Origin of the sequence: Pseudaminobacter salicylatoxidans (assembly GCF_003148475.1) — a bacterium.
GTDB lineage: Bacteria > Pseudomonadota > Alphaproteobacteria > Rhizobiales > Rhizobiaceae > Pseudaminobacter > Pseudaminobacter salicylatoxidans.
In genome coordinates, this window is record NZ_QGGG01000020.1 from 18,029 (window position 1) to 33,012 (window position 14,984).

The window sequence follows — 14,984 nt, forward strand, 5'->3', positions numbered from 1 at the left end:
ATTATTCCGCTCTTTCTCATTGTTTTAGCTGCATTTTTGCGACATCAGGCGCAAGCTGGCCGCAAAGTGCTTTCTCAGGCGGCGTCGCGAACCTTCTCGATGCGCGAGCGGATCGCCTCGATCATCGTCTCGCGGATGATGGTTTCGCCATGGGTTTCGCGCATGTGCTCGACGGCACGGCGCATGACCTCCGCTTCCTCCTCGGCACGGGTATGCCAGTCGCATCCAGGGACGAGTGAGCCGCAGTGAAATTCCTTCATCGGTTTCTCCTTTCCTCCTTCTGGGGCGGGCATGTTAGCATGAAAAACCGTCAAGCGTTTACAGGGCGGATCAAAACATCCTGATGAGGGGCCGCGACCGGTTCGCAGCCATGGCCGATCCCCGCCGGAGGTGCTTCAGTTCAGCGACACTGCCGTGGAGCGGGTCAGCCACTCTCCGGCGATCCTGGCGTCTTCATCGCCCAGGCCGTGATTGGCCTTGATGGTGTGCGTGTCCAGCCGCGCGCCATGGTCGCGCAGCATCGCTTCCAGCGCCGGCGCGAGTGGCGCATAGGTCAGGTCGGTATCGCCTGCGATGATCAGGAAGCGCGTGCCCGACAAGCTGACTTGCGGAACCTTGTCCAGCACCGACATCGGCCGCAGCAGGATCGCGCGCTCGACCAGGCCCGGATGCAGGACCGAAAGCGCCGCCAAAAGATTGGCGCCATTCGAATAACCGAGGAAGGTGGTGTGATCGAGGTCGAGTTTCTGCCGTTTGACCATGCCTTGCAGGAAACTGGCGAACGCGTTGGCCTCGCCGCGAATATCGTTCTGGTCGAACCTGGTCGGCGTGATGCGCTTGTACCAGCGCTTCTTCCCATCCTGCACCACGCGTCCGCGCACACCCATCAGCACCGCGCGCGGCGCTATGCGGGAGGCCAGCGACATCAGCGTGGTTTCGTCGCCGCCGGAGCCGTGCAGCAATATCAGCGTTTCGGCCGTGGCCTTTTCCGGCTGCTTGACGAGGACTGTGAAGTCCCTGGTGTGGATTACGGAACTGGCGCCCACTTCCGCTGGCAGAGCCGTGGGTGCCGGGACTTTCGGCAAGGCAGCCTTGTTGGTGACGATCGGTTCGGCCGGCGTGCCCGCCCTGGCATCGGCAGACGGGCTCGGGCAGTCGCGGGCGGGTATCCCCGCCATGGGCTGCTGTTCCACCTTCGTGGCGGCAGCGGCCAGCCGGGCCTGCGAGCCATTGCGTTCGCAGTCGGAAAGGTCGCGGGCGCTGGCTGCGCCGGCCATGCCGAGGAACGCAAGGAGGGTGAGGGTACTGATAAACGCTTTCTTAGCCATGCCCGGACACTGTCAGCGAAAAGTTAACCAACATTCTAGGAAGCATCGGCCTGCCTCGTTCAGGCAGCCACCGGACGCAATGCGCACCGGCTGGTGTTCGTCAGCCCGTGCGCATCGATCCAGATTGCGCGGGGTGAAACGGATGAGCGTTTATCACGATATGTTTCGAATTGTCATCGGCCAATCGTGTTGGCCGATGACAATTGCGTCAGACCTGTTGCAGAAAATTCACGGCCATTTCACGGCCGGCGGCATGCTCGACAGAATGGAGTTGACGTTGCCGCCGGTCTTCAGGCCGAAGATCGTGCCGCGGTCGTAAAGCAGATTGAACTCCACGTAGCGGCCACGCCGGACGAGTTGTTCCTCGCGGTCGGCTTGCGACCAACTGGTGTTGAAGTTGCGACGCACCAGATGCGGATAGACGACGAGGAACGAGCGGCCGACATCCTGCGTGAAGCGGAAATCCGCCTCCCAGCCGCCCTTCTCTTCAGGCGAATGCAGCCAGTCGTAGAAGATGCCGCCGATGCCGCGCGCCTCGTTGCGGTGAGGGAGATAAAAATACTCGTCGCACCAGGCCTTGAACCTGGCGTAGTCGGCGACCTCCGGGTGCTTGCCGCAGGTGAAGGCGAAAGTCTTGTGGAAAGCCTGTGTATCGGGGTCTTCCTGCGCGCGCCGGCGGTCGAGCACCGGGGTGAGGTCGGCCCCGCCGCCGAACCATTGGCGCGAAGTCACCACCATGCGCGTGTTCATGTGCACGGCCGGTACATTGGGGTTCCAGGGATGAGCGATCAGCGAGATGCCGCTGGCCCAGAAGCTTGGATCCTCTTCGGCGCCGGGCATCTGCTTGCGGAATTCCGGCGAGAATTCGCCATACACGGTGGAGGTGTGCACGCCGACTTTCTCGAAGACGCGGCCATGCATCATCGACATGATGCCACCGCCGCCCTTGCCTTCGTCGCGCTGCCAGGGCGTGCGCTGGAAACGGCCCGGTGCCCTGGATGTGGCCTCGGCGATGGAAACCTCGTCCTCTAGCTGTTCGAAGGCGGCGCAGATGCGATCGCGCAGGTCCTCGAACCAGAGGCGGGCGCGTTCCTTCTTGGCTTCGATGTCGGCTGGCAGGCCGGCGGGGATTTCGGGGCGTTCCATGCGGTCTCCACTCACTCTGGCGGTGCTGCCCACCCATATAGGGAGGTAACGTGCACAAATGACTCGTTTTTTGTTGGCGTGATCCCTAATCTCTTGGTGATCAGGGTCAAGGAGTTCCTCGTGCGTACCCCGACGAGACCGCCGCTCGATGGTCTAAAGAAGAGGCTGGACGAAAGCCGGGCCGCGCGTGCGCATCAGCCGCGCGACGGGTTCTTGCGCGAAACTTTCGTGCTGCCACGCGGGGACGCGCGCGCCAAGGCGCAGGAATGGTTCGCGCGCTGGCCGAAGCAGGCCTACTGGACCGCCATCGAAAGCTGGTTCGAATGGCCGGGCGACGTCATCGAGTTCACGATCCGGCGGCTGCCTTCCTCCGATTGACGCCATTGCGCGCGGCCGCGACCAGCAACCGGCGGGGGCCGGCTCCTTCGGCGCCCAGCCTGTCGTCGGGATTGTGCAGCGGGCAGTGATCCAACGACATGCATCCACAGCCGATGCAGCCGGTGAGGCCCTCGCGCAGCTTCTGCAGTTGCAGGATGCGGCGGTCGAGATCGGCGGCCCAGCCTTCCGAAAGCATGCGCCAGTCCGCGCGGGTCGGCGTGCGTCCGTCCGGCAGCGAGGCGAGCGCATGCGCGATGTCGGCGAGCGAAATGCCCACTTCCTGCGCAACGCGGATGACCGCCACCCGGCGCAGCACGTCGGAACTGTAGCGGCGCTGGTTGCCGCCGGTACGGTGGCTGCGGATGAGCCCCTTGGTTTCGTAGAAATGCAGCGCCGACACGGCGACGCCACTGCGCCTGGCGACTTCGCCGACCGAGAGCTCCCTGCCCATGACCTGTCCGTCCCTGCTTGACCTCAAGTATTGTTGAGGTTGTATCAGTGGATCCTTCGCCACGCAAACCGAAGGATGAAGGCATGTTTGTCAGGTTGGGAATCGCAGGCTGGGTGACGGTGCGCGGGCGTCGCGTCGGCCGCTTTGCAGTGATCGTGGGAGTGGAGGAAGAGGTTTCAGCCGAGTTGCCGCATCGCCTCGCCGGCGGCCATGGCCGTGCTGAGCGCGAGATTCAGGCTGCGGCCGCCGCCGCGCATTGGGATGAGAAGGCGGGCATCGGCGCGCGCGTGCACATGTTCGGGTACGCCCGCAGATTCGCGGCCAAAAAGTACTATGTCGCCATCGGCATAGCTGAAATCCGTATAGGGGATCGCTGCTTTGGTGGTGAAAAGCACCAGCCTGCGCCCTTCCGCGACGCGCCAGGCGTCGAAGGCCGCGAAATCGACATGGCGCGTCAGGGCAGCCATTTCGAGATAGTCCATGCCGGCGCGGCGCAGATTGCGGTCGGAGAGGTCGAAGCCGGCGGGTTCGATGATGTCGACGGCGAGCCCGAGGCAGGCGGCCATGCGCAATATGGTGCCGGTATTGCCGGCGATGTCGGGCTGATAGAGCGCGATGCGGATGCCTTCGTTCAATATTTGCCTCCGCTAATCTGTTGCATGCTGGCAACAGCGTTGCTGCCGCAGCGGAAATCCAGGCCGCCGGCATGGTGTTTTGGGCGCAATGGGTCTATAGAGCCTGCATTGTCAACTCGAACCGAGGGAGAAAGTCATGACTGTTCGTATCTTTTTGCTCCCAATGCACGGCCATAAGGCCTGACGGCGGTTTCGGTTCGACGCTTTTTACTTCCTGACATTCCAAAGCAGCATCGTCTCGAATTCCGCCGGACACTTTTTCCGTTTCCGAAGGAATTTTCGCGATGCCATTTTCCCGTTCCAGGGGGCCAGGTACCCCGCCACAACTGCCCGACTATAACTTTCCTCCCGACGGGCGCACCAGCTTGCAGGAGCGTAAGCTTGCCGCCTGGGCGCTGACCATCGGCGCGCGGGTGCCGCTTGATCAGCCATATGAAACGCGCCGCCGCCGCGGTCTGCCCGACATCGACCTTTCGGGGGCCGGCCCCGATCCGGGATACCGTTCGCCGCTGCGCAGGTTGCTCGACGGATTGGGCGCAATCGTCCTGCGGATGGCCTCCCGGCCAACTCCTGTCGCGACCGTGTCAGCAGGGACCGGCGAGGGGGTCGGCATCGCGAGCTGCGCATCCTACATAGGGAAGGCCGGCCACGACTCAGAGCGCGGCCCCGGCCGAACCGGTGACGACAAAGACGACTGCGCGCGCCCGCTGGAACGGGCCGCCTGACAAGACTTCGAGAGAATGACATGTTTCGCTGGTTTGAACAGAGACTGAACCCGTTTCCCGCGGGCAAGCCCGTGGAGCCGCCTAGGACGCTGGCCGCGTTCTGCTGGCATTTCACGAAGCCTGCATGGCCCTTCGTGTTGCTGGCGGCAATCACCATGGCGCTGATCGCCATCATGGAAGTCTGGATGTTCGGCTTCCTCGGCAATATCGTGGACTGGCTGTCGGCGCATGACCGCGAGACTTTCCTGCAAACCGAGTGGTGGAAGCTCGTGGGCATGGCGCTGGTCGTTGGCATCGTCTTGCCGGCGACGGTGGCGCTGTCGTCCTTCAACACCTACCAGACGCTGTTCGGCAACTACCCGATGCGCATCCGCTGGCAGGTGCATCGCTATCTGCTCAACCAGTCGATGACCTTCTACCAGGACGAGTTCGCAGGCCGCATCGCCACCAAGCTGATGCAGACGGCGCTGGCCGTGCGCGAGACGATCATCAAGTTCGTCGAGGTGCTGAACTACGTCATCGTCTATTTCATCGGCGTGCTGGTGATCGTCGGCTCGGCCGACTGGCGGCTGGTGGCGCCGCTGCTGATCTGGCTGCTCTGCTATCTGGTCGTGCTGCGGCTCTTCGTGCCGAGGCTCGGCAAGGTGGCGGCGGCGCAGGCCGACGCCCGCTCGCTGATGACGGGGCGCATCGTCGACAGCTACACCAACATCCAGACGGTGAAGCTGTTCTCGCACGCGCGGCGCGAGGCCGACTATGCGCGCGAAGGCATGAGCGATTTCATGACGACGGCCTATGCGCAGGGCAGGCTGATCACGGCCTTCTATCTGGTGGTTTACGCTCTCAACTCGCTCCTGCTTCTGTCGGTCGGCGCGCTTGCGATTAATTTGTGGCTCGGCGAGGTCGTGTCGATCGGCGCGGTGGCGGTGGCGATCGGCCTCGTGCTTCGGCTGTGGGGCATGTCGCAATGGATCATGTGGGAGGTCTCCGGCCTGTTCGAGAATATCGGCACGGTGCAGGACGGCATCAATTCGATCTCGCTGCCCCGGTTGGTGGAGGACAGGCCCGGCGCGCCCGATCTCGTCGTCGACAAGGGCGGGATCGAGTTCGACCGCATCGGCTTCCACTACGGCAAGGGCAAGGGTGTCATCGAGGAGCTGTCGCTGTCCATCAAGCCCGGCGAGAAGGTGGGGCTGGTGGGGCGTTCCGGCGCGGGAAAATCCACGCTCGTCAACCTGCTGCTGCGTTTCTACGATCTCGAAAGCGGCCGCATTACGATCGACGGGCAGGACATTTCCGCCGTGGCGCAGGATTCGCTGAGGGCCGAGATCGGCATGGTTACGCAGGACACCTCGCTGCTGCACCGTTCGGTGCGCGAGAACATCCTCTACGGCCGCCCCGACGCTGGCGATGAAGAGATGGTCGAAGCAGTGCGCAGCGCCTCGGCAGAGGACTTCATCGCCACGCTCGTCGATGCCAAGGGCCGCACGGGCTTCGACGCGCATGTGGGCGAACGCGGCGTGAAGCTGTCCGGCGGACAGCGGCAGCGCATTGCCATTGCGCGCGTGATGCTGAAGGATGCACCGGTCCTGATCCTCGACGAAGCGACCTCCGCACTCGATTCGGAAGTGGAGGCGGCGATCCAGGAAAACCTCTATCGGCTGATGGAGGGCAAGACCGTCATCGCCATCGCCCACCGTCTTTCCACCATTGCGGCGATGGATCGCCTTGTGGTGATGGACAAGGGCAGCCTCATCGAGGAAGGCTCGCACGAGGAACTTGTGGCGCGCGGCGGGCTTTATGCCCAGCTATGGTCGCGCCAGTCGGGCGGCTTCCTGCCGCAAGAGGTCGAAACCACAACTGCCGGAAAGGACATTGCCGCAGAATGAGCATGCGTGCTGTTTACGAGGTGTTCGAAAAATGGGTGAACCCCTTCAAGGAACCCGCCGATCTTCGACCGCCGACAACAGTACGGGGCTTTCTGTGGCACTATGTCGGGCAGGCGAAGCTGGCCTTCTTCGCCATGCTCGTCATCGGCGGCATCGCCCCGCTGGTTGAGGCGGGGCTGTTCTATTTCGTCGGGCGCGTGGTCGATATTCTCGACAACGCGTCCAGTGAGCGTAGCTGGTCGGGGCTGTGGGAGGCGGCCGGCCCCGAGCTGCTGTTCATGGCGGCCACCGTTCTTCTCCTGCGCACGGTGGTGGTCGGCCTTTCCGCCCTGGTCGACGAGCAGACGATAACGCCGGGTTTCTACAACCTGGTGCGCTGGCAGGCGCATCGGCATGTCTCGCGCCAGTCCTACGCCTTCTTCCAGAATGATTTCGCCGGCCGCATCGCCACCAAGGTATGGCAGGCGGGGCAGGCGACCGGCGACCTGATGGAAAGCTTCATCGAGGTCGTCTGGTTCATGATCGTCTATACGGTCACGACGCTGATACTGGTGGCTGGACTGGACATGCGGCTGGCCGGCCTGGTGGTTATCTGGATCGTTGCTTTCGGCTTCCTCGCACGCCGCTACCTTCCTTCGATCCGTCGCCATGCCGAAGCGACGGCGGAAGCGGGCTCGATGATCAACGGGCGCATTGTCGATTCCTATTCCAACATCCAGACGTTGAAGCTGTTCGCCGCCGATGGCGACGACCGCTATATCCGGGGCGGCTTCGACATCTATCTCGGGGCGCTGCGCCCCTTTACCCGGCGGCTCACCGGCGTGCGCATGGCGCTGACGGCGCTGTCGGGCGTGATGATCACGGTCATTGCCGCCTTTGCCATCTATCTGTGGGTGGAGGGTTCGATCACGGTCGGCGCGGTGGCCTTCACGCTGAGCCTCGTTCTGCGGCTCAACATGCTGCTCGGCCGGCTGATGATGCAGCTCAATGGCATCCTGCGAAATCTCGGCGTGCTGGAAAACTCCAAGGCGCTGATCTCGCAGCCGCTGGGCCTCGTCGATAAGCCGGGGGCCACCGATCTCGTGGTGACGGGCGGCGAAATCCGGGCCGAGCGCGTGGTGTTCCACTACGGCAAGGGCTCGGGCGTGCTGAACGGCATCGATCTGGTGGTGAAGCCGGGCGAGAAGGTCGGCCTGATCGGGCCTTCCGGCGCCGGCAAGACCACCTTCATCAATCTGATGCTGCGGCTCTACGACATGGAGGGCGGGCGCATCCTGATCGACGGGCAGGATGTCGCCACGGTCACGCAGGATTCGCTACGCGCCAATATCGGCGTTGTCAGCCAGGATACGGCGCTGTTCCACCGTTCGCTGCGCGACAATATCAGGCTCGGTATGCCCGACGCCACGGATGCCGAAGTGGTCGCGGCGGCCAAGAAGGCCGAGGCGCATGAATTCATCCTGCAGCTTCGCGACAATCGCGGCCGTACCGGCTATGACGCCTTTGTCGGCGAGCGGGGCGTAAAACTTTCCGGTGGCCAGCGCCAACGCATCGCGATTGCCCGTGTTTTCCTCAAGGACGCGCCTATATTGGTGCTGGACGAGGCGACTTCCGCGCTCGACTCGGATGTGGAAGCCGCGATTCAGGAAAACCTTCAGGCGCTGATGCACGGCAAGACGGTCATCGCCATCGCGCATCGTTTGTCCACCATCGCCGCCCTCGACAGGCTGGTGGTGCTGGAAGGCGGGCGCATCGTCGAGCAGGGCACCCATGACGATCTGGTGGCGCTCGACGGGCTTTATGCGCGGCTCTGGAAGCGGCAGTCCGGCGGTTTCCTGTTCAACGAGGAGGCCACACGGCCGGCATGACGCGCCAAGCTTTGCCACATCGCGTGTTTTCGTCGCCGGTCGCTGCCGGCGGGGAGCGCGCGCGATGACGCTGCGACCGCCGGGCCGACGTTCCCACCTGCCGAATCCGGAAAGCGGGCAGGACGTTCTCCAGCGCGAATTGCTGGAGGAGATGGCGATCTCGCTGGGCAGGGCAGGGCGCCGCGCAGAGCTGGCGCTGACGCAATTGCGCGAGCATCAGGGAGCGGCAGACGAGCGGCTGCTGCTGCTGAAGGCCGCAGCCGAATCGGTCCATGCCTATTTCATCCAGCGCGAGCTGTGCGGCCTGCGCAAGCATGACGATGTGATCCGCGACTACCGGATCCCCCGCGCGGTGCTTGCCCGATTGGGGGCAAAGTAGGCACGGGTCGCCATTTCGCCGCTTTCGCCGGCTACTGTGCCTAACCCGCGACAATCTGCCCTCACCTCGTTGTCCCGTCTGGACAAGAGTGTTCTTCACGCATAAACCGATCCCGAATGCCGGAGGATTTCGTCAGCCTGTTCCGCTATGCGGGCCGGGCCGTCGATAAATGAGCGGGGACCAGGCTCTGCCGCCGGCGAGGGTAAGGCGAAAGGATCATAATCCCGTGAGCGCAAACGATACGATCGACCCAACCCGTCGTGACTTTCTCTATGTGGCGACCGGCATGGCCGGTGTCGTGGGCGCGGCGGCTGTCGCCTGGCCCTTCATCGACCAGATGCGCCCCGATGCCTCGACGCTGGCCGCGTCGTCCATCGAGGTCGATGTCTCGTCGCTGACGCCGGGCATGTCTCTGACGGTCAAGTGGCGTGGTAAACCGGTGTTCATCCGCAACCGCACGCCGGAAGAAATCAAGTCCGCGCAGGAAGTGCCGCTGGCCGAGTTGAAAGACCCGGTGGCGCGCAACGCCAACCTGTCCGGCGATGCCCAGGCGACCGACATCGATCGTTCGGCCGGCGACGGCAAGGAAAACTGGCTGGTGATGGTCGGCGTGTGCACCCATCTGGGTTGCGTGCCGCTCGGCCAGCAGGGCGATTTCGGTGGCTGGTTCTGCCCGTGCCACGGTTCGCATTACGATACCGCAGGCCGTATCCGCAAAGGTCCGGCGCCTGAAAATATGGCGATCCCGACCTTCTCATTCATTTCCGACAGCACCATCCGGATCGGCTGAGGCAGAGGGGACCTAATTCCATGAGCGGTGGACACTCTACCTATTCACCTACTACAGGCATCGGTCGTTGGATGGATGCGCGCATGCCCTTGCCGCGTCTCATCCACGATTCCTTCATTTCCTATCCCGTGCCGCGCAACCTGAATTATGCCTATACGTTCGGCGGCATTCTTTCGCTGATGCTGGCTGCGCAGATCATCACCGGCATTGTGCTGGCCATGCACTATGTGTCCGACACGACGCTGGCCTTCCAGTCGGTCGAAAAGATCATGCGCGACGTGAACTCCGGCTGGCTGTTGCGCTACATGCACGCCAACGGCGCATCGTTCTTCTTCATCGCCGTCTATATCCACATCATGCGCGGCCTCTACTACGGCTCCTACAAGGCGCCGCGTGAGCTGCTGTGGATCCTGGGCTGCATCATCTATCTCCTGATGATGGCGACCGGCTTCATGGGCTACGTGTTGCCGTGGGGCCAGATGAGCTTCTGGGGCGCAACCGTCATCACCGGCTTCTTCACCGCCATTCCGCTTGTGGGCGACTGGATCCAGCAGCTTCTGCTCGGTGGCTTTGCCGTGGACAATCCGACGCTGAACCGGTTCTTCGCGCTGCACTACCTGCTGCCGTTCATGATCGCGGGCGTCGTGGTCCTGCACGTCTGGGCGCTGCATGTCGTCGGCCAGACCAACCCGACCGGCATCGAAGTGAAGTCGAAGACCGACGTCGTCGCCTTCACGCCCTACGCGACCATCAAGGACGCGTTCGGCATGATCGTGTTCGTGTTCGTGTTCGCCTACTTCATCTTCTACATCCCGAACTTCCTCGGCCACCCGGACAACTACATCCAGGCCAACTCGCTGAAGACGCCGGCGCATATCGTTCCGGAATGGTACTACCTGCCGTTCTACGCGATCCTGCGCGCCATCACCTTCAACATCGGTCCGATCGACTCCAAGCTTGGCGGCGTGATCGCGATGTTCGGCTCGATCGCGGTGCTGTTCTTCGTGCCGTGGCTCGACACTTCGAAGGTGCGCTCGGCGGTCTATCGGCCCTGGTACAAGCTGTTCTTCTGGCTGTTCGTGGCCAACGCCATCTTCCTGGGTTGGCTCGGTTCGCGCCCGGCGGAAGGCAGCTATGTGATCATGGCTCAGTTCTCGACCTTCTATTACTTCGCCTTCTTCCTGATCATCATGCCGGTGCTCGGTCTGATCGAAACGCCCCGGCGCATGCCGAACTCGATCACCGAAGCCGTGCTTGAGAAGAACAAGGCCGGCGCTTCGGTTCAGCCCGCTGGTGCCGCGGCATCGCCGGAAGTCAAAGGCTAAGCGAGAATCTTGAGAGGAATATCCAGATGAAAAAGATTCTCAACGGATTGGCTGCTTTCGGTCTGGTCATGGCCGGCGCGCTCGGCGCCGCCACGGCCGCGGAAGAGGCGCACAATGCGGCGGAACCGACACATTTCCCGATCATGAAGCCGACGCAGGAGAAGTGGAGCTTCTCCGGCCCGTTCGGCACCTATGACCGGGCTCAGCTCCAGCGCGGGCTGAAGGTCTACAAGGAAGTGTGCTCGGCCTGCCATTCGATGGACCTGGTCGCGTTCCGCACCCTGGCCGACCTCGGCTATTCGGAAGAGCAGGTGAAGGCCTTCGCCGCCGAATACGAGGTCGAGGACGGCCCGAACGCGGATGGCGAAATGTTCACCCGCAAGGCCGGCCCGAACGATCACTTCCCGTCGCCATTCCCGAACGAGGCTGCCGCCGCGGCCGCGAATGGCGGGGCTGCTCCGCCCGACATGTCGCTGCTGGCCAAGGCCCGCGCGGTGGAGCGTGGCTTCCCGACCTTCGTGTTCGACATCTTCACCCAGTATGCGGAAGGTGGCCCGGACTACATCCATGCCCTGCTGACCGGTTACGATCACGAGCCGCCGGCTGGCATGGAAGTCGCCGAGGGAACGCACTACAACCCGTTCTTCATCGCCGGCAAGTCGCTGGCAATGGCCAAGCCGATCTCGGACGGCCAGGTGACCTATGACGACGGTTCGCCCGAGACTGTAGACCAGTATTCGCGCGACGTTTCGGCATTCCTGATGTGGGCCGCCGAGCCGCATCTGGAGGCACGCAAGCAGACCGGCTTCAGCGTCATGGTGTTCGTGCTGCTGTTCGGCGCGTTGGTTTATCTGACCAAGCGCAAGGTCTGGTCGAACGTCGCGCACTGATCGCGTCTTTCGGGGACGATATGGATGAAAAGGGTGCTTCGGCGCCCTTTTCTTTTTGCGCATATCGCGGCACAACGATGAGGAAGGATGCAGCTTTCGGCAGTCGCCATTCGCCGCCGGCGAAGAGGTTTCAGCCGCTGGCAGCGCCGCCCTATATCAACCTTCGCCATTTTCGGCGGAATGACTTCAACGCCGCGAGCCGATCAAGCCGCTCGCCCGTTCTTCCGGCCGACCACGGGATTCCTGACAATGAAGCCATCACTCGAAGAAATGCTGCGTTCCTCGATCAGGAACATCCCCGACTATCCCAAGCCCGGCGTCATGTTCCGAGACATCACCACCCTGCTGGGCAATGCGCGGGCCTTTCGCCGGGCGATAGACGAACTGGTGCACCCCTATGCGGGATCGAAGATCGACAAGATCGCCGGCATCGAGGCGCGCGGCTTCATCCTTGGCGGCGCCATTGCGCATCAGCTTTCGTCCGGCTTCGTGCCGATCCGCAAGAAGGGCAAGCTGCCGCACGACACCGTGCGCATCGCCTACAGCCTGGAATACGGCCTGGACGAGATGGAGATGCACAAGGATGCGATCGAGCCGGGTGAGAAGGTGATCCTGGTGGACGACCTGATCGCCACGGGCGGCACGGCGGAGGCTGCGGCAAAGCTGCTGCGCCAGATGGGTGCGGACATCGTGGCCGCATGCTTCGTCATCGACCTGCCCGAACTCGGCGGCCGCCAGAAGCTCGAGGCGCTAGGCGTGCCGGTGCGCACGCTGATCGAATTCGAGGGACATTGAAACGGAAGCAGGCGGGTGGATTTCTTCTACCCGATGATCGTGGGCGTTCTGACGAACATGGTTCCGCTGTACCGCCTGGTTTTCTTAGCCGCATCTGTGCGACGCCAGGCGATTGCGCCTGGCTACAAAATGCTTTAACGCCGTCCACCTCATGCCGGACTGGCAAAAAATCAGCCGGCCTTCACCAGCACCGCGCTTTCAAATTCCATCACCTTGTCACCGGTGGAATCGTGAGCCTCGGCGAGCAGCAGCAAGACGCGCCAGCCGGGGCGGCTGGCAATCGGGCGATGGCTTAGCCCGGTGCGGGTGAAGGTGATGGTTTCGCCAGCATAGACGGGCTTCTGCCATTTCAGGTTCTTGAAGCCGGGGGAGGGGCCGAATTCGGGCGCTTCGCCGGGGCCGGTCCAGGGCCGTGCGCCGGTTTTGGCAAGATGCGCGAGACTGTAGCGCATCCACATGGCTGTCGTGTGCCAGCCGGAGGCGCACAGCCTGCCGAACACTGTGCCTTCGGCCTTCCTTTCGTCCACGTGGAAGGGTTGCGGATCGTATTTGCGGGCAAAATCCTTGATGGCCTCGGCCGTAAAGGTATGCGAGCCGAGCGTGACGGTGACGCCGACCTCGAAAAATTCGTCGAGCGTCATGCCGTCACCCCGCGCTTCAGGAACATGCCCGTGTTCTCCAGCTCGAACACGTTTTCGCCCTTCTGGTTGAACAGTTCATGGCGGAAGGTGACGAGCCCAAGTTGCGGGCGTGAATTGGACGTTCTGTGCGCAACCACGGTCGAGCGGCCGGTCAGCGTGTCGCCGGCCAGCACAGGCTTCTTCCAGCGCGCATATTCGATGCCGGGGGCGCCCTGTGACGTCGAATCGAGCAGGAAAGCGTCGCACATCATGCGCATGAACATCGAGCATGTGTGCCAGCCGGAGGCCGAAAGGCCGCCCAATATGCTGGCCTTTCCGGCCTCCTCATCCAGATGCATCGGCTGGGCATCAAATTCCGATGCGAATTCGATGATTTCCGCGGCCGTCACGTCCTTGGTGCCGAGGTCGATCGCCAGTCCTTCGGCGAAATCCTCATAAGCCCATTTCTTGTCCGTCATTCACGCAATCCCGTTCAGTTTTGAACTTTTTCATTGTGACGGTTGGGGGCAGGGCGGGCAAGCCATGACGTGAAGCCACCGCCGGTCTTCCGCTTGTTACAGCCAGCCGCGCCGCTTGAAATAGAGATATGGCAGCACGGCCGAGAGCACCATCAGGAACAGCGCGAAGGGGTAGCCGAGCGCCCATTTCAATTCGGGCATGATTTCGAAGTTCATGCCGTAGATGGACGCGACCACCGTGGGTGGCAGGAAGATCACCGCCGCGACCGAGAAAATCTTGATGATGGCGCTTTGCTCGATATTGACCATGCCGAGCGTGGCGTCGAGCAGGAAGACGATCTTGTTGGACAGGAACGAGGCGTGATCGGTCAACGAGGCGATGTCGCGCGACAGGGTCTTGATGCGTGCGCGCAGATCCTTGTTCTTGCTTTGCAGCAGGACGTTGCCGAGAAAGCCGGACAGGCGTTGCAGGGTCATCAGGCTCTGGCGAATATTGGAAGTCAGTTCCTCCTTGCGCCCGATCGTCTGGAAGATGCGGCGGAAATCGCGGTCACGCTTGGAGGGCTTGTCGGAGTTTGGCTTGAAGATGCGATGGGAGATGCCGTCGATATCGCCGCCGATGCGCTCCAGTACGTCGGCAAGGCGGTCCACGATCGCTTCCAGCAGGCTGATCAGGATGGTGTCGCCGCTGGTGCAGCCCATGGCGATCTTCTCGGCTCGCATGGGGAAGGTGAGGAAGGCGCGCGGCTCGTGATAGCGCACGGTGATCAGCCTCTTGCCGGCCAGTACGAAGGTAACTGGAGACATGACCGGGTGGTCGCCTTCAGTTTGCGCCGGCAGCGTGGCGGTCATGAAGTTGGCGCCGTCTTCGATGTAGAGGCGTGAGGAAATCTCGATTTCCTCCATCTCCTCGCGAGTGGGCACGCCGATACCCAGCCAGCGTTCGACCTCGGCTTCCTCTTCCCGCGTGGGGTTGAGAAGGTCTGCCCAGACAATGGCATCCCTGTGCTGCTCGAGGTCATCCACCGGGCGCAGCCGCTCGCCATCGACCACATATGCCCTGATCATCGTTACTTCTCCGTGATCGAGGAGGGAAGCGCGCCGGTAGCGGACGCATCGAAGTCGTATCGCTTAGAGGGTAATGGCCTTTCCCGGAAACGTCATCATGCTCTATCTATTTGTTTGAGCATGATCTTTTTCCGAAAACCGGTTCCCTCGCACGTGGGGCATGCTCTAGCCGCTGCGATTCGACGCGTCAAGGATGCGCTCTGGGTATGAACGCGGTG

General features: G+C 62.6%; 17 protein-coding genes. 9 read left to right on the plus strand and 8 right to left on the minus strand.

The genetic code is table 11. The features are described from left to right. Positions 1 to 74 precede the first annotated feature (74 nt). The 3 genes from C7441_RS20980 to hemF form a co-directional block, all read right to left on the minus strand. The gene (locus C7441_RS20980; RefSeq protein WP_019171241.1) at positions 75 to 260 is read right to left on the minus strand and encodes a DUF1059 domain-containing protein; all 186 of its coding nucleotides are present in this window, start codon (positions 258 to 260) and stop codon (positions 75 to 77) included. Positions 261 to 395: 135 nt separating this feature from the next. Then, positions 396 to 1,328 carry an alpha/beta hydrolase gene (locus C7441_RS20985; protein ID WP_109614541.1) on the minus strand — a complete coding sequence of 311 codons (933 nt, stop codon included), beginning with the start codon at positions 1,326 to 1,328 and terminating at the stop codon, positions 396 to 398. A 228-nt stretch (positions 1,329 to 1,556) separates the two neighbouring features. After that, positions 1,557 to 2,474, minus strand: coding sequence for an oxygen-dependent coproporphyrinogen oxidase (hemF, locus tag C7441_RS20990; protein WP_109614542.1), 918 nt, complete (start codon positions 2,472 to 2,474; stop codon positions 1,557 to 1,559). A gap of 120 nt (positions 2,475 to 2,594) precedes the next feature. Between hemF and C7441_RS20995 the strand changes: the two genes are divergently transcribed. After that, the gene (locus C7441_RS20995) at positions 2,595 to 2,852 is read left to right on the plus strand and encodes a hypothetical protein (protein ID WP_109614580.1); all 258 of its coding nucleotides are present in this window, start codon (positions 2,595 to 2,597) and stop codon (positions 2,850 to 2,852) included. Here C7441_RS20995 and soxR read toward each other — a convergent pair. Both soxR and C7441_RS21005 read right to left on the minus strand, forming a co-directional pair. Continuing rightward, a complete protein-coding gene (gene soxR / locus C7441_RS21000; protein WP_109614543.1) occupies positions 2,821 to 3,303 on the minus strand; it encodes a redox-sensitive transcriptional activator SoxR in 483 nt (160 codons plus the stop codon). The two genes, C7441_RS20995 and soxR, sit on opposite strands and share 32 nt — an antisense overlap. Positions 3,304 to 3,479: 176 nt before the next feature. Beyond that, entirely contained in the window at positions 3,480 to 3,938 is a 459-nt protein-coding gene (locus C7441_RS21005) for a tRNA (cytidine(34)-2'-O)-methyltransferase (RefSeq protein WP_019171246.1), read from the minus strand. Between the two features lie 284 nt (positions 3,939 to 4,222). Between C7441_RS21005 and C7441_RS21010 the strand changes: the two genes are divergently transcribed. From C7441_RS21010 to C7441_RS21045, 8 genes are all read left to right on the plus strand, one after another. Beyond that, positions 4,223 to 4,663: a hypothetical protein gene (locus C7441_RS21010; RefSeq protein ID WP_146201540.1), complete on the plus strand. Its 441-nt coding sequence runs from the start codon at positions 4,223 to 4,225 to the stop codon at positions 4,661 to 4,663. A 20-nt stretch (positions 4,664 to 4,683) separates the two neighbouring features. Next, a complete protein-coding gene (locus C7441_RS21015) occupies positions 4,684 to 6,552 on the plus strand; it encodes an ABC transporter ATP-binding protein (protein ID WP_109614544.1) in 1,869 nt (622 codons plus the stop codon). Between the two features lie 2 nt (positions 6,553 to 6,554). Then, entirely contained in the window at positions 6,555 to 8,420 is a 1,866-nt protein-coding gene (locus C7441_RS21020; protein ID WP_026060204.1) for an ABC transporter ATP-binding protein, read from the plus strand. A 64-nt stretch (positions 8,421 to 8,484) separates the two neighbouring features. Then, entirely contained in the window at positions 8,485 to 8,799 is a 315-nt protein-coding gene (locus C7441_RS21025) for a DUF6665 family protein (protein WP_109614545.1), read from the plus strand. A 226-nt stretch (positions 8,800 to 9,025) separates the two neighbouring features. Continuing rightward, entirely contained in the window at positions 9,026 to 9,589 is a 564-nt protein-coding gene (gene petA / locus C7441_RS21030) for a ubiquinol-cytochrome c reductase iron-sulfur subunit (protein WP_019171251.1), read from the plus strand. 20 nt (positions 9,590 to 9,609) lie between these two features. Further along, entirely contained in the window at positions 9,610 to 10,914 is a 1,305-nt protein-coding gene (locus C7441_RS21035) for a cytochrome b (protein WP_109614546.1), read from the plus strand. Positions 10,915 to 10,940: 26 nt separating this feature from the next. Further along, on the plus strand, positions 10,941 to 11,804 hold the full coding sequence (locus C7441_RS21040) for a cytochrome c1 (protein WP_019171252.1): 864 nt from the start codon (positions 10,941 to 10,943) through the stop codon (positions 11,802 to 11,804). Positions 11,805 to 12,053: 249 nt separating this feature from the next. Further along, positions 12,054 to 12,599 carry an adenine phosphoribosyltransferase gene (locus tag C7441_RS21045; protein WP_026060205.1) on the plus strand — a complete coding sequence of 182 codons (546 nt, stop codon included), beginning with the start codon at positions 12,054 to 12,056 and terminating at the stop codon, positions 12,597 to 12,599. A 170-nt stretch (positions 12,600 to 12,769) separates the two neighbouring features. Here C7441_RS21045 and C7441_RS21050 read toward each other — a convergent pair whose 3' ends face one another. From C7441_RS21050 to C7441_RS21060, 3 genes are all read right to left on the minus strand, one after another. After that, complete coding sequence (locus tag C7441_RS21050) at positions 12,770 to 13,240, minus strand: MaoC family dehydratase (RefSeq protein ID WP_109614547.1); 471 nt, start codon at positions 13,238 to 13,240, stop codon at positions 12,770 to 12,772. Next, positions 13,237 to 13,698 (minus strand): MaoC family dehydratase, encoded by a 462-nt coding sequence (locus tag C7441_RS21055; protein ID WP_109614548.1) that lies wholly within the window; start codon positions 13,696 to 13,698, stop codon positions 13,237 to 13,239. Before C7441_RS21055 ends, C7441_RS21050 begins: the two co-directional genes overlap by 4 nt. Positions 13,699 to 13,794: 96 nt before the next feature. After that, positions 13,795 to 14,766, minus strand: coding sequence for a magnesium transporter CorA family protein (locus C7441_RS21060; RefSeq protein ID WP_109614549.1), 972 nt, complete (start codon positions 14,764 to 14,766; stop codon positions 13,795 to 13,797). Positions 14,767 to 14,984 lie beyond the last annotated feature (218 nt).